Here is a 21,474-nt window from a genome sequence, read left to right as displayed (position 1 = left end):
AATTGATGATTGTTAGTTTATTAGAATTCTTTTTTAATATGATATTGTGGGCAAATATTTTCAGTTTAAAGCGAGTGATTCCTAACAACTTCTCTTAAATCATTTTTTTTTAGATTTAATTCAGTCGCAAATTATTGTTTCAAAATGTTTACAAACTATTATCTGCTAATGAGAAAAGTACTGTTTCCAGTGGTTTGAATCTTGATTTCCAAAGCAAAAGCAATAGTCTGAAGCATTTCATATAAACCTTGTCTCGTATCAAGAGTTCCTTGTATTTTAAGGTTCTTTAAATCTTCGTCTAAATACGTTACCGAAAAATGATTGTTTACTTTTAGCTTTTCCAGAACTTGGGCTAATGTTAATCCATCAACATAGATTAAGACCTTTTTCCATTCCGGTTCAAGAACAAGAGATTTTTGTTTATTAAGCATCAAAGTTTCCGCTTCATAAATTGCCTTATCACCTCTTACTAATAATACCGTGTTTTGTGTACTTTCGACTTTTACTTTTCCGGTTCTAACGTTTACCTCAGGTTGTTTATCGGCGTAAGCTTTAATATTAAAGGAAGTTCCAAGAACAGTCGTTTTTATAGCTCCCGAACTAATCACAAACGGATGTGACGGATCGCGTTTTACTTCAAAAAAAGCTTCCCCTTTTAAAGTAACCGTTCTTTCTTTTCCAGTAAAACTTTTAGGATATTCGATTTCAGAATTTTCGTTTAACCAAACTCTCGTTCCATCAGGTAAATTTAAAAGTCGCACATCTTTACTAAATGTTATCGTTGAAGTAATTTCATGTTTAACAAAACCAGACTGATTAAAAGCCTGATAAGCGCTAAAAGAAAGGATAATTACAGCACTTGCAGCAGCGGTCCAGTTATAAAAACCTCTATACTTATCAACTGTAGTCTTACGTATCGTATTCCACATACGAGTTGTGCTTTCATTTGGCAAAATACCTCTGTTGGGTATTGCGTCCCACTCTTCTCTTAATTTTCTGGATTTCATTAAAATCAACTTTAGTGTTTGGAAAATCATACATTAATCTCCACGATTCAACTACATTAGATTTCCAATGATTTAAATATCACGGGTAGTCATCTCTATTAATGTTTTCTTAATATAGAAGAACATTCACTTAACTTTGACTTCAAGACAAAAAATGAATTATCAGCACTAAAACAGGAGAAATTAGCCTAATTAAAAGACTAAAAAAACAAGTTAGTTTTAAGAGATAAATTCGGCCTGACTCACAAAAAAAAGCGCAAACCAATAGAGTTCGTGATTTTTTATCGAATTTTTTTTAAGGTATTGCAGCGTTTTCGAGATTTGATTTGCCACCGCACTTGGAGACATATCCATTTCGGCAGCAATCTCTTTGTAACTGCGGTCTTCAAACTTATGAAGATTGAATATCTTTCTTCTTTTCTCAGGCACTTTATCAAGAAGAGATTGGATTTTTTCGAGCTTCAGGTTTATTGAATCATCTGATTCTGAAGGAGAATCAAGTTCCTTAATCATTTGCTCATTTTCTACCGAAAAAATTCGGTTTTGCTTTTTATACCATTTTGAAATTTCCTGCTTTGAGCTTTTAAATAAAATGGCTTCCAACTCAACATTGGGATCTAATTTTGCCCTGTATTTCCAAAGATGAATAAATACATTTTGCGTTACATCTTCTGAATCTGCAAGCTGTGCAGTATATTTTTTTACAAAACAAAATACTTTAAAATGATATAAATCGTAGATTTCTTTAAAACAGGAATCATCTCCCTCTCGTAACCTTAATACCAAATTAGAACTCATAATGCAATTTTAAATTGTTAAAGAAGAGCCTTACAAAAGTAAGACAAACCGCAATCGATATTTTTGTGATTCATTCATTTAATAATTTATTAATATTGCTCCTTTTGTTTGACCTTGTTTTTACTTTGTAAGCTTTTCTTCACCCATAAATCATGATTTAAAAACATAAAAAAAGCGCCAATTTTTAAATTAGCGCCTTTTCCTTTCTATAAAAAACTTTCAACCTTATTATTTCAAAACTGTTTCAGTAATAATATTGAATAAATTTTGTCTCATTTTTGAATCCCTTTTATCAAGGAGAATTATAACACCCCAATTTTTAGCTCTATTGTAACATATAATAGAAGATTGTCCCATTGAATCTCCGGATTTCATATACAGTGTATCTTTATTGTCATTGTCGATATTTATACCCAATCCTAATTCTCTGTTATCTACTTTATAGAACGTTTTCTCAGTAATAAGAGCAGCTTTACCAACGGTAGTTTCTTTGTTTAAAACCGCTTTCAAATACTTCATCATATCAGCAGCATTAGATTTTACCAATCCTGCAGGTGCTGTAATATTCCATTTGAAAAATTCCTGAATCCCGCCATCAGGATTGTGACCAACTGTTCTGTTTTTTACATCAAAATCTTTAGTTAGTGTATTCGTCATATGCACAGGATTTATTATTTTTTCTCTGATAATTTCATCATAACTTTTGCCATAAACTTTTTCTAATATTTGTCCTAATAATGTAAATCCAATAGTAGAATAACGGTATTTGCCATAATCTTTAAGTTCTGTACAAGTATTGACTAATGTTGCCAATGTTTCTTTAGTAATGCTGCTTACCGGCTGTTGCGGATTTAGTTCTATTAACTTTCCAAAATCGATATCAAGTAAACCAGATTGATGTGATGCTAAATCCGAAATTCTTATTTTATTTTTAAGATTTTCATTCAAAACATATTCTTTAGGAAGATAATTATCTATATAATCATCCACTTTTAATTTGTTCTCAAGAACCGCTTGCGCAATTAAATTTGTGGTTAAAATCTTGGTGATAGAAGCAATTTCGAAAATAGATTTTTTATCAATTTCCGTTTTACTTTCTGCATTCAACTTTCCGTAAGCAGTATAATATTCTTTATTGTTTTGGATGAATCCGACGCTGATACCAACATCAGGATTTTTTTGATAATTATCCTTGATTATAGAATCAATCTTTTTGGTAATGTCCTGTCCAAAAGAAAGTGTACTTATTAATAATAATGCTGTTACTAATTTTACTGAAGTTTTCATGGTATCGTTATTTTAGGTTAGGGTTTTATTTCGGTACAAAGATGTGGGAGAAATAAAAGATACACGACCGAATAAAAACACTCGAACTAATTTGTTCCAAAAAATGAGTACGAATAATTAAAACAAAAAGTACGAGTAATTACAAAACATTATATTACAGTATTTTGAAATAACAATTTTCCAATTAATTGAGAATATAAAACGAAGTGAACAAAATTAAATTTGCCAATAGAAAATACTTGTATTAATTAAATTTCTCGGTTTTAGTGATTCGCTCGGTTTTGAAATTATTTTTTATGACTATCCATGACGAATACCTAACCAAAATAATATAAAAAAGTTTGCCACGAATTTCTCGAATTACCCAGAATTATTTTGATTGTAGAAATTAAAATCTGCGTAAATCTGTGCAATTTTGCTACTATTTTTTTTTAGCATTTTCAAAATAAAAATTCGAGAAAATTCGAGAAATTCGTGGCAAAAAAAATTGACACTCTTTGCTGATTGTCATATTGTTTTTTCTGTTAAAAACTAAAATAGAAAACATCAAAAATTAAAAGTTCAGCACATCTGTTTTATTTATTTTAATTCAGCATATTTGCATATTGAAAATAAATTTTAATGATAAAAATCAACCAAGAGTTATCGTTTCCATTAGAGAATGTACTATTCTCATTTGCCTTAGCGATAGAAGCTGCCGAAGTTTTTAATGGACACAATGCGCTTATTACCGGAATTGGAAAAGTAAACGCTGCGTACGAACTTGCTAAGAATATTCAGGCTCAAAGACCTTCTCTTATTGTAAATCTTGGATCAGCAGGAAGTAACCACTTTCAAAAAGGAGATGTAATTTGCTGTACTAAATTTGTTCAAAGAGATATGGACGTTCGCGGATTAGGATATGCACTATATGAAACGCCGCTTTCAGATTTGCCGGTAGTTTTGGAATATGGTCTAACGATACCGGAACTAAAAATGGGCATTTGCGGAACTGGTGATAATTTTGAAATGGGACACAGCGAAAAAATATATAACGTCGTAGACATGGAAGCCTACGCGCTTGCTATGATTGCTATGAAAGAAAACATCCCCTTTCTGTGTCTCAAATATATCTCAGACGGCGCAGATGATAATGCCGCAGATGACTGGTTGGTTCAGGTTCACAAAGCAGCAGAAGCTTTTGGAAAAATTTTGAATTTAAATAATAACGCTTCTATTTAGTAACAACTACTAAATTTAACCTATACGAAGGTATTTATCAGTATTTCTAACCTTTCTTTCCGTAAAGCAAAATCCTTTTAAAAGCATAAATTGCCGGAAGTTTAGGGAAATGTAATGCTATCCTCTTTTTAAAAGTATTGATGAACATTTCTTTTTCACCTTCGTGAAGAAGTTCAATGTACGGAATCAAAGCTGAACCCGAAATAAAATCATAAAGCGCCTCATGATTATTGGCAATAATTGGATAAACTTTCTCCATGATTTGAATATCTTCCAGTCCGCCATCAAACATAATTTGTGCATACTGATCCATGCTTAATACGGGAGAATCTCTTCGCCAGCCTTTAAAACAAGTTTTAAAAGGCTCTTCATCAGCTAATTGGTATAAGATTTTATTTAGTGAATTTTCTTTCTGAACAGGCATCTGCACAGCAAATTGTCCTTTTGAATGAATAGAATTAATCAGTTTAGGAAATAATACTTCATGATGATCTGACCACTGCAAAGCCGCATTACTAAAGACTAAATCCCATTTTTTATCTGATCCCGCAATATCTTCAACGTTTGCAAGCTCAAAATGAAGATTTTCAGTTTCTAATGACTTTGACTTTGCCAGCATTTCTACCGAAGAATCAATACCAATGAAATTAGTTTTGCTAAACTTTTTGGACAATATGGCCGTTTGTTCACCTGTACCGCAGCCTAAGTCAATTGCACTTGAAGATTCCGCCTCCTTTATAAAATCCATCAGATTATAAAAAGGCTTATTTCGCAAATCTTTAAACTTATTATATATTTCGGGATCCCAAGGCATATGCATCTAATTTATAGTTATAATTACTTCTTAAAATATGTAAATACTGTTGCCATAAAACCAATCGCAACCTAGCTAATTTACGATATAATTTTAAATTATAAAACCAATCTTTAGATGCTTCAATATTCATTAAATTAATTTGTATCGATTTGCATAACTAATTTCTTTCCTTGCGTTTTATTCTCACGTAGTATTTTATGAGCGGCAATAACCGTAGCTGCTTCAAGATTTCCAACTATTGCAACTGTTGGCGGTGTAATCAACTTATCTTGCAAAAGAATCCTTAATTGATCTAATCCTTGTTTGTAGTAATCGTATTTTTTTTCAATACCATAAGCATAATTTGAAATATTAAGTATTGTTGCACCTTTATTAAAAAGCAATTCACGGGAGAGACTGGTAGAAAATGCTGTAACATCTACATAAATTCCGTTTGTTACCAAAAGTGGTGCGGTTATTTCTGCTATTTCATTTCCAACCAAATCTACTATAATATCAAATTTATTGCCCTTGTTTAATGCAATTGCAGCCTCGTCAATTTTTTTATTTTTATAATTAATGATTTGATTTTCTTTTACACCAAGATCCAATAATGAAGCAATACTTTGATCATTTCCGGCAGTAACTATAAAATTCTCATAACCGTTTGCAATAAGCAACTTAACCAGGATATTCCCTACTCCTCCTGCTGCGCCGGTAATTAAAATAGAATCTGTAAAAGAAGCTTTCATGCGATTCAAACACTGCAATGCCGTTAAACCAACTGACGGTATCGCCGCGGCTTCTTCAAAAGAAATAGTATCCGGTTTATGCATCACGATTGCTTCCGGAACGCAAATATAATCGGCATAAGTACCATTCGACCCCATACTTCCTGAGCCACAAAAAACGGCATCATTAACTTTAAAATCCTTCACCTCTTTTCCTAATGCGGTTACAATTCCGGATAATTCACGCCCCAGAATATTGGAATGCATACGTTTCTTTTCTGATCTATTCTCTGTCATTTGATAATCAATCGGATTAAAGCCTGAGGCTAGAATTTTTATCTGAATTTGATTGTCTCCTGGCTGAGGAATATTTATTTCTTCCAATAGAAACTCGTTATTTTGTTGTAGTACGATTGCTTTCATATTTATTGTTTTATTATACAAAAGTATAGCTGCAAAACTTTATTTTTGTTATGGGTTAACACTTGGTAACCGGTTACCTCAGAGAAACTAGTATGGCAAAAATTAATGACAACGGAATACTTCGCGAAGCCAATTGCTCAGAAGAACTTATGGCAATGCGCGATAGCCTGGACGTATTGGGAGGAAAATGGAAACTCATGATTCTGCGTTTCTTGACCAATCGAACGCACCAAACGATTCATTTTAAGAAAATGCAACGTGAAATTGGAGGAATTTCGGCTAAAATGCTTAGCAAAGAATTAAAAGAATTAGAAACAAATTTATTGGTAAGCCGAAAAGAACAAGATACTAAACCTGCAACTGTTGCGTACGCCATTACAGAATATGGAAAATCTGTACTTCCCGTAACCGAAACATTAGTAAACTGGGGAATTGCACATAGAGAGAAAATTATTGAATCACTTAAATAATTCATTCCATTAGGAATGTTTGGTCGGTAGAACCAAATTTGAATTGCGATTGATACGTTGCGTAGGAACGTTTGATGAATGGGGCATACCCTATTCTTGATCCAGATGTCCTTACAGGACATACCTCCAAACTATACCATTTTTTTTCTACCGACGATATATTCCTACGGAATATTATCTATTAGAAACCCGACAGGTTTTTGAAACCTGTCGGGTTTGATACTTAACAGTTTTAAATTTTCAATCTAACTTAAACCATTCATTTACTTCTTCGGTTATAGTTTCTTTAATTTCAGGGTTTTCAAATTCATTTGTAACCAAATTATATTCATAATCTTTCTGCCATTTTTTAGCATGCAAAGCAACCTGTTCAATTGCATCACAGATAAATGAAACTTCATCATTTGTCATAATTGGATGCAGTGATAAACGAACCCAACCCGGTTTATTGGTTTGGTTTCGCTCTAAAAGTTCGTTTGTAATTATTGCCGATTTCTTCTCATTTATATTAAAAAGATAATGCGCATAAGTACTCGCACAAGACCACCCGCCACGAACCTGAATTCCGAAACGGTCATTTAAAAGTCTTACGATCAGATTATAATGAATATCGTCGATTACGAAAGAAACACAACCTATTCGTTCTGTTGTAAGATCTCCTAAAACAGACAATCCTTTTATTCTCTGAAGTCTTGAAAAACAAAGATCAAGCAGTTCTTTTTCTCTATTTTTGATGTTTGAAACTCCCATTTTCTCTTTTAATTCCAAAGCTAATGCAGTTCTTATTACTTGTAGAAAGCCTGGCGTCCCACCATCTTCTCTAACTTCTATGACTTCGCTATAACAATATTTACCCAACGGATTGGTCCATTTTACATTTCCTCCGCCTGGATTATCCGGAAAATCAGATTTGTATAATTTTTCATTAAAAACTAAAACACCACAAGTTCCCGGCCCTCCTAAGAATTTATGAGGCGAAAAGAAAATAGCGTCCAACTGCTGTTCCGGATCTTTTGGATGCATATCTATTTTGACATACGGCGCCGAAGCAGCAAAATCAACAAAACAAAGTCCTCCGTTTTCATGCATAATTTTGGCTAATTCATGATAAGACGTAATAATACCCGTAACATTCGAACAAGCCGTAAATGAACCTATTTTTATGCTTCTGTCTTTATATTTTTTTAATTCTTCCGAAAGAGTATTGGGATCGACTAGATTGTTTTCATCAGGAGGCAAAATCACAACTTCGGCATTGGTTTCATACCACGAAACCTGATTAGAATGGTGCTCCATGTGTGTAATAAAAACTACAGGTTTATCTTGATCGTCATGCGTTCGCAGTCCCATTATTCTTTGTAGTTTTGATAAAGCCGCCGTCATTCCGGTTCCGGTTGTAACCAGAATATCAGATTCGCTGGCGTTGACAGATTTTTTTATGATATCTCTGGCGTATTGATAGGCATAAGTTGAGGTTTTGCCTGTTTGACTTGAAAGTGAATGCGTATTGGCAATCATCGGACCAATTTTATTAAGCATAGTATCCTCGATCGGAGCGTATAATCTTCCGCTGGCAACCCAATCTGCATATAGCAGATTTTGTTTTCCATAAACCGATTTAAAAGTATGATCTATACCTACTGTATTTTCTCTGAATTTAGAGAAATAACACTCTAATTCAATTGGTTTCGTTTCTGTCTCAATAGCATTCATTTCCTTATCATTTTAATTAACTATTCTTTTTATTAATTGAATTTTTAAACACATAGAAACATAGATCTTCTTTATCAAAAGAGGTATTTCACTTATTTTAACAAACATAGCTATGTGTGAAAATCTAGATTTTTTTAAACATCTTTTATTTAGAATATAATCTATGTTTCTATGCGTTTAAAAAATTAATTTGCTTGTCCTAAAAGTGTTTTAAGCGTAGTTTGCAATTCTTCTCCGTGTAGATTTTTTGCTACGATAATTCCTTTTGAATCGACTAAATAATTCCCTGGAATAGCTCTTACACCATATAATTTAGCAACAGCGCTGTTCCAGAAAAGCAAATCAGAAACGTGAAGCCAAGTCAAATTATCATCCTGAATTCCTTTTATCCAGTTTTCTTTCTTTTTATCTAAAGAAACACCAATAACATTGAAACCTTTGTCGTGATATTCTTTGTAAGCTGCCACAATGTTTGGATTTTCTCTACGGCAAGGTCCACACCATGAGGCCCAAAAATCAACTAAAGTGTATCCTTTTAAATTTTCTGAAAGACGAACTGGTTTCCCTTGTGGATCATTTGCTGTAAAATCAGGGGCTTTTTTACCAACCGATAATCCGTCTAAAACAGTAACCAGTTCTTTTAATTCTTTCACGTAAGTGGTCGTTTGCAAACTTTTATCAAGTAAAGCAATGTTTTGAGTGATTTGCTCCGGCGTTAATCTGTACGACCAGTTTCTGTACAATACATAAGCCGAAACAATAGATTTTGGATTTTCTGTAATGAACTTACTAATTTCTACATCATTCGATTTTTTGTAGGCTTCGAATAAATTCTGAGATTCAGAACCTTCAACTACAGAGTTTGTATAATATTTCTTTGGGCTTAGTTTTACTGTAATTGGCGTTTTTTCAAGGAAAATATACAAGGGAGAATCTTCTGTGTTTACGCTTAATCCGTATAATTCCGGTGTTTTCACTTTCGTTTTAAAGCTAAAATTTCCATCTTTCACTTTTACCGAATCAATTGTGGTAAACATTTTATTGTGGAATTTCTGCAGATAAACGTATTGCGCAACCGTATCTGTAACAGTTCCTTTTAATTGTAAAGCCGTTTCTTGCGCCTGAGTTTGTGCAACTCCAAAAAACAGCGTAAAGCCTAATAGTACATTTTTCATTTTATTTTGATTTTTAAGTGGCGCTTTCTCAAAGCATCTTAGTAAGTTTTTTTTCATTGTAGTTTTAGTTTTAGATGAGACAAAAGAATTTCAGGTCAGAATAAGTAAGACCTTTAGAAATTGTTGTAAAAAAGGAAAAGAGAGAATTTAGTATTTTCACATTCGTAAAAAGCCAAAGCAGTTTTCTTCGAAAATTGAATTTAAAATTTCATAATCAGCTTGTAAAAAATGTAGTTTGCTTTTCATTTTAAAATAAATAATATTTAACAAAATGATCTTATTCAGATTAAGCAAATCTTTCTTATCTGTCCGCCTGTGCGGAAGGATTTAGCACCTTATTCGGTAACAGGTTGCTAAGACATCATTGGGCCTATTCCCTCCGTCTTTCTGGATAAGTATCATACAGAAGTTTTCTGCGATACAAATATATATACTAATTCTATAAAACTAATATAGTTTAAGATTGTTTTTTTGAATATTATTTTAAAAGCTCGTCTTTTGCAATATAAAACACTGTAAAATAGATATTTGAAGATCGAAAAAACTTTTATGATTTTCCTGTTTTATAACAGAAATTCAGACACTTCATTGCTGAAAAATATCAAATCTTAGTTTTATGCTGTAGAAAAAGCACAAAAAAACTCATTCCATTTTTTGAAATGAGTTTGGGATTATAGCGAATAAATCTCGCAAAGACGCAAAATCGCAAAGATTTTGTCATTTCTGACAAGATTGCGTTTGGATTGTGAATGATGGATTAATCCCGAAGCCTCGGGACATCTCTAGAATATATTTTGTTCCTTCGGAACTACCAAAAAAAATTAATGTTATTATAAATAACATTATGTCTTCAAACCATCAAAATAAGCTGTAGTTTCTTCAATTAAGGAATGCATTAATTCAGTTGCTTTTGTGTGTTTTAGAATTGGCGCTATTTGTCCGCCCCAAAATAAGATCATGTCCCATTTTTCCTGATCTAACGCTGCTTTTCGTAACGGAGACATGAAAGTAGTCTGTAACGGAAATGGCAATATAGATGCTTCTTTTCCTAAAATTTCCTTTGCAATTCTACTGGTTAATCCACGTCCGAGTCTGCCAGTGTGAGCTCGTGATAAAGTTGTGTATTTTGATGCATCCGAAAATAACATTTGCTTGTGAATTGGCAATGCGTTCGATTCATCACAGGCTAAAAATGCGGTTCCAATTTGAGCTGCGCTTGCGCCTAAAGCTAGAGCCGCCGCAACACCATTTCCGTTTGCGATTCCTCCGGCTGCAATAACTGGAACCTTTACTTTCTCCCGAATTAACTGTAACAACACAAAAGTTCCCGTTAAAGATGATTCTGCCGAATCTAAAAAAGAGGGCCGATGTCCGCCTGCTTCAAAACCCGAAGCGATAATCATATCTACACCGGTATTTTCCAAAAAGATAGCTTCGTCTAATGTTGTAGCTGCACCAACGGTGACAATTCCGGATTTTCGGCATTCTTCTAAAACATCAGCAGAAGGAACGCCAAACATAAAACTGAATACTTTTGGGCGAATCTTTAAAATGACTTCAAGCTGATTCTCGAATCTGGATTGAAATTTGGCTGGTTTATCAGGTAACGGAATTCCAACTTCGTCAAAATACGGTTTAAATATTTCTTTTGCTTTATGAAATTTTACAGCAGGAATATCATCCGGATAATCAGAGTCCGAAACCCAAAGATTTAGATTGTACGGTTTATTGGTCGCCGCTTTTATTTGTTTGTCTGCTTCAAAAATTTCCTGCGGGCTCATTGTATAAGCTCCGTATCCACCAAGTCCGCCAGCATTTGAGACTGCAGCTGTCAATTCTACAGATGATAAATTTCCTCCAAATGGTCCCTGAAGAATGGGATATTGAATTCCTAACAACTTCGAAGCTTCTGTATTGTACCACATGACTTTATCGTTTTAGAGTTTATTCGCTTAAATCTGTCAGCATTTTATTGACGATAATCCATTGACCATCAATCTTATGGAAAGATAAAAAATCCCGATAATTAAAGTCGTACATTTTAACATTAATCTCTGCAACCGCAATTGAATTTACGACTTTTATACTCAGAATTTGGCCTTTAAAAGGTTTTCCTGAATCTTTTGGGCTTTGTCTGTTTTTGACACCATCCAAATAAAGATCTACCGTTTTGAAGTAGGGCTGTCCTTTTACATCTCCAAAAACTAATGTTCCCGGATGAAAAATACTCCCCAATAACATTTCGTCGCCTTCGTAAATTCCTTTAAAATAATAGTTTTCTACTGCATCTGTAATCGCTGCTATATCTTCTTTCTGATTTTCCATTTTAATTCTGTTTTGTGCTTTAAGTCCTGCTGTTATACAGGACATCAAAGCTATTAATACTATAAAAGTTTTCACCTTAGTTTAAATTATGTCCGGCAGCTTTACCCCCATCAACATTGATAATTGATCCGGTAATAAAATTGCTTTTTGCTACAGTATAAACCATTTCGGCAACATCATCGATTTCTCCAACTCTGTTTAGTAAATGTAAACCTGCATTCTGATCTGCTTTGTCACCGTGCATTGGCGTACGAATAACTCCGGGAGCAACAGTATTTACACGAATATTTTGTTTTCCAAATTCGGCTGCTAGTTGAATAGTCAAGGCATGAATAGCACCTTTACTTGATACCGGAGCCGAAGCTGGCCATCCGCCCAAACCGTGATTTACAAGTGGAGTTCCGATGTTGATTACTACTCCGCCTTTTTGTTCCAACATTTGAGGAATCACTGCTTGTGTAGTAAAAAATGTTCCTTTTAGATTCGTTTTCAAAAATTTATCCAAATACGCTTCGTCAACTTCCAAAAACGGTTTGCTGTCAAAGATTCCGGCATTGTTTACAAGTACATCTGCCGATCCAAATTTTTCGATTGCCAGAGCAACCAATTGTTTTCCTGTTGCTACATCGCTGACATCTCCAGCAAACATTGCAAGATTATCGCCTGCTCCAAATTCATTAAAAGTGTTTTCTAATGCACTTGGCGTTAATGAATTGATGACAACATTGTCACCTCTGTCCAAAAAATATTTTGCAATTCCTTTTCCTATACCAGATGCTGCACCTGTTACGATTATTGTTTGTTTTTTCATGATTTTATTTTTTATCGGCTGTTATGCCTTTTTCTCTTAATACTGATACTTGTTCTCCTGCGTAACCCCAATCGTCTAATTCAATTTCCTGAATTACAACGTGAGTTAAGTACGGATCTTTGTTTAAAACGTCTGTAATCAAATTGGTTATTCCGTTTATTAATTCCTGTTTTTGCTCGCGAGTTACTCCTTCACGAGTCAATTCTATTTTTACGTATGGCATGATTTTAATTTTTAGCTTGTTCTAATTATATTGCTTGAGCAGAAATATTGAAATCCAATTCAAAATCATTGTAAATCAATGTGTCTCCCAAGTCTTTGAAGAAATTACCTGAACGGAATCTGATGTCGTATTTGGTACGATCAATTACCAGTTTACCCGAAAGTGTAATTGCATTTTCAATATTCTCTACGTTTGCTTCAAAACCAACAACATGCGAAATGTCTTTTATAGTAAGATTACCTTCAAGATAATAAGTGTCGCTTGATACTTCTTTTACAGAAAGAATATCAAAAGTTGCGGTTGGGAATTTTTCGATAGAGAAAAAATCATCTGAGGCAAGGTGTCCTGCAAATTGTTCGTTTGTTGCAGGATCTGTAATGTCCAGAATTTTTATTGTAGAAGTATTAATAACGATATTACCTCCTTTTACCTTTCCACCATTCAAGATGAAATTACCTTCTTTGATACCAATTGTACCATTATGTGCACCAGTAACTTTTTTACCAGTCCATTCTACGTTGCTATTTGAGCTTACGATTTTAAAATTTGTTGTTTCCATTTTTATTGTATTTAAAAGTACAATGCAAAGGAACGGCGGATATAGAAATTGGTTACGTGACCTAGATCACATTCTTTTTTTTGAGGTTCAAAGGGACAAAGTTGCAAAGTTACAAAGGTTTATTTCTCGTGGGGTTGTAATTTTTTAACGCAGATTTAAAGAAGATTTAAGCAGATGTGCGCAGATATTTATTTTCAACGAATCATAAATATAAAATCTACCGAAATCTGCAAAATCTGCGTGAAATAAAAATCATTTTGATCTTTAATTCATCATTCGCAATGCAAACACAATCTTGTCATTTCGACGGAGGAGAAATCCTCGCAAGAAACTAACGCAACGAGAATCCAATCTTTGTCGAGCTACTTGCGAGGATTTACTTCGTCTGTTCGCTATGGCTCGGGTCTCGTGCCTCGAAATGACAAACTAAACGCAAACACGAAGAAAAATCTGCTTAATCTGCTTAAATCTGTAGAATCTGCGTGAAACAAAAATCATTTATGAGCCTGTAATCGGCTTAGGGTTTCTCTTGAAACACCTAAATAAGCAGCAATCAAATGCTTTGGAACAAGATTGTACAATTGTGGATATAAAGCCAAAAGCTCTTCGTAGCGTTTTTTGACATTGTTGTTCATAAAAGATAAAAGCCTTTTTTGAGATGCTATATATCCTTTATTGGTACGCCAGCGAAAAAAATGCTCCGCTTGATGGAACTCTTTGCATAACTTCTCCCGATCATTGTTCGAAAGACAAAGCACTTCGGCATCGGTAATACAATCGATATTTATTGTTGCGATTGTTTGATTGTATAAAGCATTATAATCAGAAGTCCACCACGTTGGCATCGCAAACTGAAGTATATACATCTTTATATCGTCATTTATATAAAAGGCTTTTAAACAGCCCGAAACCACAAAATATTCACAATCGACATGATCTCCGGCACTCACAATAGTTTGTCCTTTCTTGAAAGAAATGGGCGAAAAATGGGAAAAAAAGTAATCGAATTCCTTTTCTGTTAATACAGCAGTTTTAGCGATATGTTCTTGTAATAGTTCTTTGGCGCTCATTCTTATAATATGAATTTAACTTGTTCAGAAAGTATTCTTCAAAGTTACAAAATCGTATCAGATCAAAAACCTGCTTTTATAGAAAAGCTCAAACTTTAGAATGTCTGATTCAAATCTAAAATTGTCCATTTCGGCAAAAAAGCAATATGATTTTGATCGCGTCTAATGCAATTTTGTCCTGTTTAACAACTTAAAATTTAAAATCATGAACACAAAAACAACAAAAATTATTTATTGGACAGGAATTATTCTAACCTCTTTATGGTTTGGTGCCAGCGGTTTTTTTGAACTTACAACAAATCCTGTGGTTTGGAAAATTACACAGCAATTGGGTTATCCCGAGCATTTTATTTATTTGCTTGGCGTAATGAAAGTGTCAGGAGTTATTACATTATTAATTCCAAACAAATTACTGAGATTGAAAGAATGGGTATTTGCAGGTATTTTCTTTGATATCATTTTTGCCTTCTTCTCAAAACTGGCTGTATTAGGTTTTCCTGCTACAATCGATGCTATAATTGCTTTTGCAATGGTAAGTGTCACTTATGCCATGTTTAGAAAATTGTACGCTGCAAATTATACCAAAAATATAGTGGTTGACTAATTTTGCTTTAATTAATTCAAGTTGCTAGTTTAACCATTCAATAACTAAGTTGACTCTAAAAAAGTCTAATCCCTACAGGCAATGTCATTAAGTTAAGCTTTTAAAAAATAAAATTATTGCAAATTAAATCCGTTTTTATCCGCGTTTTTACGAAGTAAATCTGTTTTATCCGCGTCAAAATTAGACGCTGATTTTACTTATTCGCTAAAGCGAAAACGCTGATAAAAATGGATTCTTCTAATTACTTTCTTGATTAAACTGTTAAGTAATTTTATAGATTCCCCCTTAACTTAATCACATTGCCTGTAGGAAAAACACCTTATTAACCAGCAAGTTGAATTACTTAGAAATTACAAAAAATGCCTGAGAACTTAATCTCGGGCATTTTTGATTTGTAAACGAAATTATAGAGAGCAACATTCTATCCAAGCCAATTTTATTTATACCGAAAATTGGACTATTCAACTGCTATTCTGGTCAGTTGGCACTTTTTTACTTACTAACGCCCAATTGCAATTCTACCTTTGAATAAAATAACAGCTAATCAATAATTTTTAAAATAAAACATTATGAAAAATACTTTTTTAATACTCGCAGCGATCGCACTTTCCGGTCTCTTTTTCCTCAACTGTTTCATGTTTCCGGATAGTCAGGAGGAATTAATGGGAAAATCCAAATCTGAAAAAACGAATCTGGAAATCTCTAACAATAATGGTTTCGCCGTTGTAGAACTTTTTACTTCAGAAGGCTGTTCGAGCTGTCCGCCTGCCGATGAATTAATAGCGAAACTCCACCGCGAAACTGGTAACAAAAACATTTATCTCCTGGCATATCATGTAGATTATTGGGATCGTTTAGGGTGGGTCGATCAATTTAGTTCGAAAGAATTTACAAATCGACAACAAAAATATCAGGATTGGCTTCACTTGTTTATAATGTACACGCCTCAATTTATCATTAACGGAACTACAGAATTTGCAGGTTATAACGAATCAGCACTAAACGGAAAAGTTTCAGATGCTTTAGAAATCAAAACAGCGGCAGATTTAGCCTTAACAGCAAAACCTGATAAAGATTCTTTAGAAATTCATTTTAAGACCAATCTACTAGAGAAAAACACCAGTTTGTTTGTGGCTACAATTCAAAAACAAGCCACTTCGAAAGTAATTCGAGGTGAAAACAAAGACAATACATTGCATCATATACAGATTGTAAGACAGCTTAATTCTTTTGAATTAACGAATAAAGAAGGAAAAATTGCTTTACTGAAACCTAAAAATTTCAATCCGAAAGACTTTGAGTTAATTGGTTTTATTCAAAACACCGTTACCGGAAAAATACTTATAACAAAAAAAGCTGATTTATTGTAAATCAGCTTTTTATTTGTCTAAATTATAATAGACAATAATTTATCTATTCTCTAACCAACTCAAAAATGCCGTTGCTTTCTCTTTTCCAACCAGTAATTTTTCTTCTGTTGGAATTATCAATTTGATGATTAATTTGCGCGAAAAATAATGTTCTGCTTCTCTGATAGCCGAGAAATTAACCAAGTATTGTCTGTTGATTCTAAAGAATTGTGTTGGAGACAATAGCTTATGAACCTCATCAAGAGATTGTGTAATTTGATATTCTGTTTTATCAAAAGACATAATCGTTGGCGTTTCATTTTTGATATAGAAAAAGGCAATATTCTCCGTTAAAACCGTTTGATATTTATTATTTTTAAATACCAAAAAACTGCTTTTTCCCGCATTCTCACCCGTTCTGGTCAATAAGTATTCAAAATCAGGCATCATTTTTTTATTCCTTTGAAAGAAATTCTTCAGTTCGCCTACTTTCTTAATTGCCGATGCAATACTTTCTCTCGAAAAAGGTTTCAATACATAATCGACTCCGTTTGATTTGAAAGCCTCAATAGCATAATCATCAAAAGCGGTACAAAAGATTACCGGCGATAAAACCTCAACGTTTTTGAAAATCTCAAAACACAAACCATCTGCCAGCTGAATATCCATGAAAATAAGATCTGGCTGATCATTTTCTAAAAGGTAACTCACGGCGCCATCTATGCTTTGTATATACGACAAAATTTGAGCATCGGGTCTGATACTCAAAATAAGCTGGCCAAGAGCTTTGGCTGTTTTTACTTCATCTTCAATTATTATGATAGTCATAGATCATTGGTATTTTTACTTTAAAAGTAGTTTCGGTTTTGTCAATTTCAATTTCTTTATGGATTAGATGTGCAAAACGCTGATTGATATTATCAAGACCAACGCCTGTAGATAACACGCCTCTTTTGAGCTGTATCTGATTTTCGATAACCAGAAAATCATTTTCAGAATATAGATTAATCTGCAAAGGTTTATCCAAAGAAACAATATTATGTTTGATGCAATTTTCAATTAATAATTGCAAAGTAAAAGGCGGGATAGCAGAGTCGTATTGTTTTTGATCGACTTCGTTTATGAGAACAAATCCGTCTTCAAAACGGGCTTTCAATAAATAAACATACGAATCTAAAATTTGAAGTTCTTCTCTGAGCGGAATTAAATCCAGTTTACGGCTTTCGAGGGTAAAACGGTAAAAGTCCGATAACTTCAAAATAAAGTCAGAACTCTGTGGATCCTGAATATCCACCATCGATTTTAGTGTATTCAAGCTATTGAATAAGAAATGCGGATTAACCTGCTGTTTTAGAAGCTCATATTGTGCGCCAAGATTTACAGCGTGGGTACGTTCTAACTCCATCCCCATTTGCTGCGTTTGATAGTTTTGAAAAAGCAAATGAAGAAACATATAAACAATCAAATTGATCAGAATCCCTCGCAATTCAAACATAATTGGAGCATCCATTTTAGAGATTTGAAAAAGTTCCTGATGTCCAATTACGAGTATTACCATAATCACGATCCCTAATAATACACTCAATAAAAGCTTCCAGTTAAATAGACTTTTATTTGTACGCTGTGCCGAAAATTTTGGCAGACTGTAAATATTATAATACCAAATAAAAACGGAGAACATTAGCGTAATCGACGAATTAATGACAATATCTCCAGGTGTCGAATCGGTATCGAATAATTTGGGTATCGAAGCAAGAATCGCCAATGCTATAGAACTTCCCCAAATTACCTTGCGGGAAACGTGAAAGCTTTTTACTTTTTCCATGTTTTTTATCTGATTTTTAAGTCTTGCTTTGTCAAAGATAGGATATTTTAAAAGGCAATTTATTTCGTTCTGATTTTTACATCACAAAATAAATCACCTTTTATTACTATAAACTATAGCTTTAAATAAAGTATTAAAAAGGATTGTTTTTCAAATAGTAACCAATAGTCTATTCTTTAAAGTAATCATTCTCATAACTCTGTTTTCTATTAATTTTTATAATGAAGAAGCCTTAAAATCTGCTCTGTTGACTCCTAAAATACTTCCGGTTTTACTGTCTTGAATAAATCCAATTACTTCAAAATCATTTGTATTAAAATCCTTTGGAAGATGCATCGAAACTGTTCCTTTTTTATCTTTTAAATCTATTGTATGAAGATGATGAACAATTTGATAATGCGATAAAACACGGTGTGCATTCTCCCCTCTTTTAACATTGCTTTTGGCCGTTTTTTGAACCACCGCAATTAATAACTCGCTGTTCTTTGAAATTCCTTCTACGGTATAATTCACTCCCATATTGTTATTGTTTTGAGTAGCTTCTAGTGATAAATTGGTAAGAGCAGGTTTAGAAAGCGCATTCTTAATTGCATTTCTCACAACCGTTTCCTGAGAGGCGATATAATCTGCTTTTCCGTTTACGATTACTTGTGGTGTGTAAATAGGTTCTTTACCCAGAAATTTTGCATACTCGTATTGTCTTTTGGTATAATCAGGATTACTGAAAATATCTTTCCAGCCTTGTTTGTCCCAATAATCTACGTGATAAGCCAAAACATAAACATTACTGTCTTTATATTCATTTTGGATTCTTCCCATCAATTCATCTGCGGGAGGACAACTCGAACAGCCTTCGGAAGTGTATAATTCTAATAAGGCAAAACCTTTAGTTTCTTTCTTCTCAGAATTATTTTGACTAAAAGCCATCGCTCCTTCCAGAAGAAATAAAGCAATCCAAACTGGTAATAATTTTATTTTTTTCATAATAATTGTTAGTTGTTAATTGTAAAATGTTATTGTATTCACTCTTTACTCTTTACTCTTTACTCTTTACTCTTTACTCTTTACTCTTTACTCTTTACTCTTTATTCTTGACTCTAAAATCTTCATTCTTTCCCAAATCCATCAACATCAATAATCGCCTGAGCAAATGCTTTTGGATCTTCTTGCGGTACATTATGTCCGATGCCTTTTAGAATTCTATGTTCGTATTTTCCTGTAAATTTATCTGCGTACACTTTTCCATCTGCGTAAGCGCCATCAAAATCGCTTCCTATTGTAATCGTCGGTACTTTAATTGTTGGTCTTGTTGCCAGACGTTTTTCTAAACTATCATATTTAGATTCTCCTGCTTCAAGCGATTGACGCCATCTGTAGTTATGAATTACAATTGCTACGTGATCAGGGTTGTCAAAAGATTGAGCGGTTTGATCATACGTGGCTTTGTCGAATTTCCATAACGGAGAAGCCAATTGCCAAATTTGTTTATTAAATTCATAAGTGTTTTGTGTATATCCTAATCTTCCTCTTTCGGTAGCGAAATAATATTGATACCACCATCCAAGTTCTGCTTTTGGAGGCAATGGTTTTAAATTGGCTTCTAAATTCACAACCAAATAACCACTTACCGAAACTAATCCTTGTAAACGTTCCGGCCAAAGTGCCGCCATTACAACCGCTGTTCTTGCGCCCCAGTCAAAACCGCCAATTATGGCTTTATCAATTTTAAGTGCATTCATCAAAGCAATAATATCACTTGCTAATGCAGCTTGTTGTCCGTTTCTAAAAGTATCTTTTGAAAGAAATGTTGTTGTTCCGGATCCTCTTAAATAAGGTGTGATTACTCTGTACCCTTTTGAAACTAGAATGGGAACGACTTCATTATAACTGTGAATGTCGTAAGGCCAGCCGTGAAGCAAAATTACAGGAGTTCCGTTTGAAGGTCCCGCTTCTGTATATCCTACGTTTAATAATCCGGCGTTGATTTGTTTTAAGGTTCCAAGTGAACTGCTTACTTCAATTTTTTTTGTGTTTTGTTTATCTGATTGAGCCGAGATTTGTGTAGCTGTAAATACTAAAACGGCAATTAAAACTACTTTTGAAGCTAGTGTTTTGATAATGTTTCTTTTAATTTCTGATATTGTTTTCATCGTTTTTAATTTTATAATAAATTGATTACTAGTTAATTTCTTCGTCAAAAGTAGCTCGACATCAATCTTTATACAATTAGATAATAGTTCAAACGGACAAAGTAAATGGTGAAATGGACAGGCTTAAAGTTGAAATTTTATCTTAGAATTTATTTATTATTCTGATGCTGTTTATTTCTCTCTAAACAGATAAGAAACCAATGTATTTACTTTAGGCGCAATCATAAGAATCACCGGAACTACTATGACATAAGCTATTGCCCATGATTTTAACCATTTGAATAGAAAGTTTTCGATAAAGCCAATGTTTATACTTATAAGCGAAAAAGAGATAATACCTGTTGTAATGAAGCCCATGATAAAAGCTCCAATAATTTTTTGTTTCATGATTTTTAATTTGAATAATTTACCCTTGAAAGTGTTACGTTCCGAGACAAACCTCCTATAAAGAAAAAAGGGTCCTGATCCTTAAATTAAAGATCAGAACCCTTTTACTACCTTTTAATTAGATAAGATTATACTCTGTTTTAACGTTGCCTTTTATAGCTTTAGAATAAGGACATGTCTCTGATGCGCCTTGTATAATAGCTCTGGCAACTTCTGGATCAATACCTGGCAAGCTAATATTTAAACGTGCTTGTAATGAATATCCGTCGTCTCCTGAAACTAAGTCGATTTCTGTACTAACATAAAGATCAGCAGGAACTTTTACATTTAAATTTGCTGCAGCTTTTCCAATCGCTCCAATAAAACAAGCTGACCAGCCTGCTGCAAACAATTGTTCCGGATTAGTTCCCGGACCTGTAGATCCCGGGCTTGAAAGTTTAATATCTAATTTACCATCTGAACTACGAGATTCTCCTGTTCTTCCGCCTGTTGTGTGCGTTACAGCTGTGTAAAGCACTTTTGAATTATTTGTTTCCATTTTGTTATTGAA

General features: G+C 33.6%; 23 protein-coding genes and 1 riboswitch. Of the genes, 4 read left to right on the top strand and 19 right to left on the bottom strand.

Features of this window, described 5'->3' with window-relative positions; translation table 11 throughout:
- Positions 1–158: 158 nt before the first annotated feature.
- The 3 genes from CHB81_RS10325 to CHB81_RS10315 all read right to left on the bottom strand — a co-directional run bounded on the left by CHB81_RS10325 (position 159) and on the right by CHB81_RS10315 (position 3,092).
- Positions 159–1,007: a FecR family protein gene (locus CHB81_RS10325; RefSeq protein ID WP_089351812.1), complete on the bottom strand. Its 849-nt coding sequence runs from the start codon at positions 1,005–1,007 to the stop codon at positions 159–161.
- 219 nt (positions 1,008–1,226) lie between these two features.
- Positions 1,227–1,805: an RNA polymerase sigma factor gene (locus tag CHB81_RS10320; RefSeq protein ID WP_089351811.1), complete on the bottom strand. Its 579-nt coding sequence runs from the start codon at positions 1,803–1,805 to the stop codon at positions 1,227–1,229.
- 228 nt (positions 1,806–2,033) lie between these two features.
- Entirely contained in the window at positions 2,034–3,092 is a 1,059-nt protein-coding gene (locus tag CHB81_RS10315) for a serine hydrolase (RefSeq protein WP_089351810.1), read from the bottom strand.
- A gap of 621 nt (positions 3,093–3,713) precedes the next feature.
- On the opposite strand from CHB81_RS10315, the gene CHB81_RS10310 reads away from it, so the two are divergent.
- Positions 3,714–4,313 carry a nucleosidase gene (locus CHB81_RS10310; protein ID WP_089351809.1) on the top strand — a complete coding sequence of 200 codons (600 nt, stop codon included), beginning with the start codon at positions 3,714–3,716 and terminating at the stop codon, positions 4,311–4,313.
- A 46-nt stretch (positions 4,314–4,359) separates the two neighbouring features.
- Here the strand turns inward: CHB81_RS10310 and CHB81_RS10305 are convergent, their stop codons facing one another.
- Both CHB81_RS10305 and CHB81_RS10300 read right to left on the bottom strand, forming a co-directional pair.
- The gene (locus CHB81_RS10305; RefSeq protein ID WP_089351836.1) at positions 4,360–5,127 is read right to left on the bottom strand and encodes a methyltransferase domain-containing protein; all 768 of its coding nucleotides are present in this window, start codon (positions 5,125–5,127) and stop codon (positions 4,360–4,362) included.
- Positions 5,128–5,264: 137 nt separating this feature from the next.
- On the bottom strand, positions 5,265–6,263 hold the full coding sequence (locus tag CHB81_RS10300; RefSeq protein WP_089351808.1) for an NADP-dependent oxidoreductase: 999 nt from the start codon (positions 6,261–6,263) through the stop codon (positions 5,265–5,267).
- 92 nt (positions 6,264–6,355) lie between these two features.
- On the opposite strand from CHB81_RS10300, the gene CHB81_RS10295 reads away from it, so the two are divergent.
- Complete coding sequence (locus CHB81_RS10295; RefSeq protein WP_089351807.1) at positions 6,356–6,733, top strand: helix-turn-helix domain-containing protein; 378 nt, start codon at positions 6,356–6,358, stop codon at positions 6,731–6,733.
- 240 nt (positions 6,734–6,973) lie between these two features.
- Here the strand turns inward: CHB81_RS10295 and CHB81_RS10290 are convergent, their stop codons facing one another.
- The 8 genes from CHB81_RS10290 to CHB81_RS10255 form a co-directional block, all read right to left on the bottom strand.
- Entirely contained in the window at positions 6,974–8,446 is a 1,473-nt protein-coding gene (locus CHB81_RS10290) for an aminotransferase class V-fold PLP-dependent enzyme (RefSeq protein ID WP_089351806.1), read from the bottom strand.
- A 185-nt stretch (positions 8,447–8,631) separates the two neighbouring features.
- Positions 8,632–9,621, bottom strand: a complete 990-nt coding sequence (locus CHB81_RS10285) for a TlpA disulfide reductase family protein (protein WP_089351835.1) — start codon at positions 9,619–9,621, stop codon at positions 8,632–8,634.
- Positions 9,622–9,919: 298 nt separating this feature from the next.
- Positions 9,920–10,019: riboswitch (SAM riboswitch) on the bottom strand.
- A 444-nt stretch (positions 10,020–10,463) separates the two neighbouring features.
- Entirely contained in the window at positions 10,464–11,546 is a 1,083-nt protein-coding gene (locus CHB81_RS10280) for a nitronate monooxygenase family protein (protein ID WP_089351805.1), read from the bottom strand.
- A gap of 19 nt (positions 11,547–11,565) precedes the next feature.
- The gene (locus CHB81_RS10275; protein ID WP_254921053.1) at positions 11,566–11,946 is read right to left on the bottom strand and encodes a nuclear transport factor 2 family protein; all 381 of its coding nucleotides are present in this window, start codon (positions 11,944–11,946) and stop codon (positions 11,566–11,568) included.
- Between the two features lie 76 nt (positions 11,947–12,022).
- The gene (locus tag CHB81_RS10270) at positions 12,023–12,757 is read right to left on the bottom strand and encodes an SDR family NAD(P)-dependent oxidoreductase (RefSeq protein WP_089351803.1); all 735 of its coding nucleotides are present in this window, start codon (positions 12,755–12,757) and stop codon (positions 12,023–12,025) included.
- A 4-nt stretch (positions 12,758–12,761) separates the two neighbouring features.
- The gene (locus tag CHB81_RS10265) at positions 12,762–12,980 is read right to left on the bottom strand and encodes a 4-oxalocrotonate tautomerase family protein (RefSeq protein ID WP_089351802.1); all 219 of its coding nucleotides are present in this window, start codon (positions 12,978–12,980) and stop codon (positions 12,762–12,764) included.
- A gap of 25 nt (positions 12,981–13,005) precedes the next feature.
- Positions 13,006–13,539 carry a YceI family protein gene (locus tag CHB81_RS10260; protein WP_089351801.1) on the bottom strand — a complete coding sequence of 178 codons (534 nt, stop codon included), beginning with the start codon at positions 13,537–13,539 and terminating at the stop codon, positions 13,006–13,008.
- Positions 13,540–14,033: 494 nt separating this feature from the next.
- Positions 14,034–14,609, bottom strand: coding sequence for a Crp/Fnr family transcriptional regulator (locus CHB81_RS10255; protein ID WP_089351800.1), 576 nt, complete (start codon positions 14,607–14,609; stop codon positions 14,034–14,036).
- A gap of 205 nt (positions 14,610–14,814) precedes the next feature.
- Between CHB81_RS10255 and CHB81_RS10250 the strand changes: the two genes are divergently transcribed.
- Together CHB81_RS10250 and CHB81_RS10245 are read left to right on the top strand one after the other, a co-directional pair.
- Entirely contained in the window at positions 14,815–15,213 is a 399-nt protein-coding gene (locus CHB81_RS10250; protein WP_089351799.1) for a DoxX family protein, read from the top strand.
- Positions 15,214–15,782: 569 nt separating this feature from the next.
- On the top strand, positions 15,783–16,583 hold the full coding sequence (locus tag CHB81_RS10245) for a thioredoxin family protein (protein ID WP_089351798.1): 801 nt from the start codon (positions 15,783–15,785) through the stop codon (positions 16,581–16,583).
- Between the two features lie 39 nt (positions 16,584–16,622).
- Here the strand turns inward: CHB81_RS10245 and CHB81_RS10240 are convergent, their stop codons facing one another.
- From CHB81_RS10240 to CHB81_RS10215, 6 genes are all read right to left on the bottom strand, one after another.
- Complete coding sequence (locus CHB81_RS10240) at positions 16,623–17,390, bottom strand: LytTR family DNA-binding domain-containing protein (RefSeq protein ID WP_089351797.1); 768 nt, start codon at positions 17,388–17,390, stop codon at positions 16,623–16,625.
- On the bottom strand, positions 17,371–18,387 hold the full coding sequence (locus tag CHB81_RS10235) for a sensor histidine kinase (RefSeq protein WP_089351796.1): 1,017 nt from the start codon (positions 18,385–18,387) through the stop codon (positions 17,371–17,373). The genes CHB81_RS10240 and CHB81_RS10235 overlap by 20 nt, the downstream gene beginning before the upstream one ends.
- 216 nt (positions 18,388–18,603) lie before the next feature.
- Entirely contained in the window at positions 18,604–19,371 is a 768-nt protein-coding gene (locus CHB81_RS10230) for a thioredoxin family protein (protein ID WP_089351795.1), read from the bottom strand.
- 122 nt (positions 19,372–19,493) lie between these two features.
- Positions 19,494–20,537 (bottom strand): alpha/beta fold hydrolase, encoded by a 1,044-nt coding sequence (locus CHB81_RS10225; RefSeq protein ID WP_089351794.1) that lies wholly within the window; start codon positions 20,535–20,537, stop codon positions 19,494–19,496.
- Positions 20,538–20,708: 171 nt separating this feature from the next.
- Entirely contained in the window at positions 20,709–20,924 is a 216-nt protein-coding gene (locus CHB81_RS10220) for a DUF2798 domain-containing protein (RefSeq protein WP_089351793.1), read from the bottom strand.
- Between the two features lie 118 nt (positions 20,925–21,042).
- On the bottom strand, positions 21,043–21,462 hold the full coding sequence (locus CHB81_RS10215; RefSeq protein WP_089351792.1) for an organic hydroperoxide resistance protein: 420 nt from the start codon (positions 21,460–21,462) through the stop codon (positions 21,043–21,045).
- Positions 21,463–21,474: the final 12 nt, after the last annotated feature.

It is taken from the genome of Flavobacterium sp. ov086 (assembly GCF_900187965.1).
GTDB lineage: Bacteria > Bacteroidota > Bacteroidia > Flavobacteriales > Flavobacteriaceae > Flavobacterium.
This window is presented reverse-complemented; position numbering and strand designations above follow the sequence as displayed.

Bases quoted from the DNA above. Each gene is read 5' to 3' on its own strand.
- CHB81_RS10325 (WP_089351812.1), bottom strand. From the start codon at position 1,007: ATGAAATCCAGAAAATTAAGAGAAGAGTGGGACGCAATACCCAACAGA.
- CHB81_RS10320 (WP_089351811.1), bottom strand. From the start codon at position 1,805: ATGAGTTCTAATTTGGTATTAAGGTTACGAGAGGGAGATGATTCCTGT.
- CHB81_RS10315 (WP_089351810.1), bottom strand. From the start codon at position 3,092: ATGAAAACTTCAGTAAAATTAGTAACAGCATTATTATTAATAAGTACA.
- CHB81_RS10310 (WP_089351809.1), top strand. From the start codon at position 3,714: ATGATAAAAATCAACCAAGAGTTATCGTTTCCATTAGAGAATGTACTA.
- CHB81_RS10305 (WP_089351836.1), bottom strand. From the start codon at position 5,127: ATGCCTTGGGATCCCGAAATATATAATAAGTTTAAAGATTTGCGAAAT.
- CHB81_RS10300 (WP_089351808.1), bottom strand. From the start codon at position 6,263: ATGAAAGCAATCGTACTACAACAAAATAACGAGTTTCTATTGGAAGAA.
- CHB81_RS10295 (WP_089351807.1), top strand. From the start codon at position 6,356: ATGGCAAAAATTAATGACAACGGAATACTTCGCGAAGCCAATTGCTCA.
- CHB81_RS10290 (WP_089351806.1), bottom strand. From the start codon at position 8,446: ATGAATGCTATTGAGACAGAAACGAAACCAATTGAATTAGAGTGTTAT.
- CHB81_RS10285 (WP_089351835.1), bottom strand. From the start codon at position 9,621: ATGAAAAATGTACTATTAGGCTTTACGCTGTTTTTTGGAGTTGCACAA.
- CHB81_RS10280 (WP_089351805.1), bottom strand. From the start codon at position 11,546: ATGTGGTACAATACAGAAGCTTCGAAGTTGTTAGGAATTCAATATCCC.
- CHB81_RS10275 (WP_254921053.1), bottom strand. From the start codon at position 11,946: ATGGAAAATCAGAAAGAAGATATAGCAGCGATTACAGATGCAGTAGAA.
- CHB81_RS10270 (WP_089351803.1), bottom strand. From the start codon at position 12,757: ATGAAAAAACAAACAATAATCGTAACAGGTGCAGCATCTGGTATAGGA.
- CHB81_RS10265 (WP_089351802.1), bottom strand. From the start codon at position 12,980: ATGCCATACGTAAAAATAGAATTGACTCGTGAAGGAGTAACTCGCGAG.
- CHB81_RS10260 (WP_089351801.1), bottom strand. From the start codon at position 13,539: ATGGAAACAACAAATTTTAAAATCGTAAGCTCAAATAGCAACGTAGAA.
- CHB81_RS10255 (WP_089351800.1), bottom strand. From the start codon at position 14,609: ATGAGCGCCAAAGAACTATTACAAGAACATATCGCTAAAACTGCTGTA.
- CHB81_RS10250 (WP_089351799.1), top strand. From the start codon at position 14,815: ATGAACACAAAAACAACAAAAATTATTTATTGGACAGGAATTATTCTA.
- CHB81_RS10245 (WP_089351798.1), top strand. From the start codon at position 15,783: ATGAAAAATACTTTTTTAATACTCGCAGCGATCGCACTTTCCGGTCTC.
- CHB81_RS10240 (WP_089351797.1), bottom strand. From the start codon at position 17,390: ATGACTATCATAATAATTGAAGATGAAGTAAAAACAGCCAAAGCTCTT.
- CHB81_RS10235 (WP_089351796.1), bottom strand. From the start codon at position 18,387: ATGGAAAAAGTAAAAAGCTTTCACGTTTCCCGCAAGGTAATTTGGGGA.
- CHB81_RS10230 (WP_089351795.1), bottom strand. From the start codon at position 19,371: ATGAAAAAAATAAAATTATTACCAGTTTGGATTGCTTTATTTCTTCTG.
- CHB81_RS10225 (WP_089351794.1), bottom strand. From the start codon at position 20,537: ATGAAAACAATATCAGAAATTAAAAGAAACATTATCAAAACACTAGCT.
- CHB81_RS10220 (WP_089351793.1), bottom strand. From the start codon at position 20,924: ATGAAACAAAAAATTATTGGAGCTTTTATCATGGGCTTCATTACAACA.
- CHB81_RS10215 (WP_089351792.1), bottom strand. From the start codon at position 21,462: ATGGAAACAAATAATTCAAAAGTGCTTTACACAGCTGTAACGCACACA.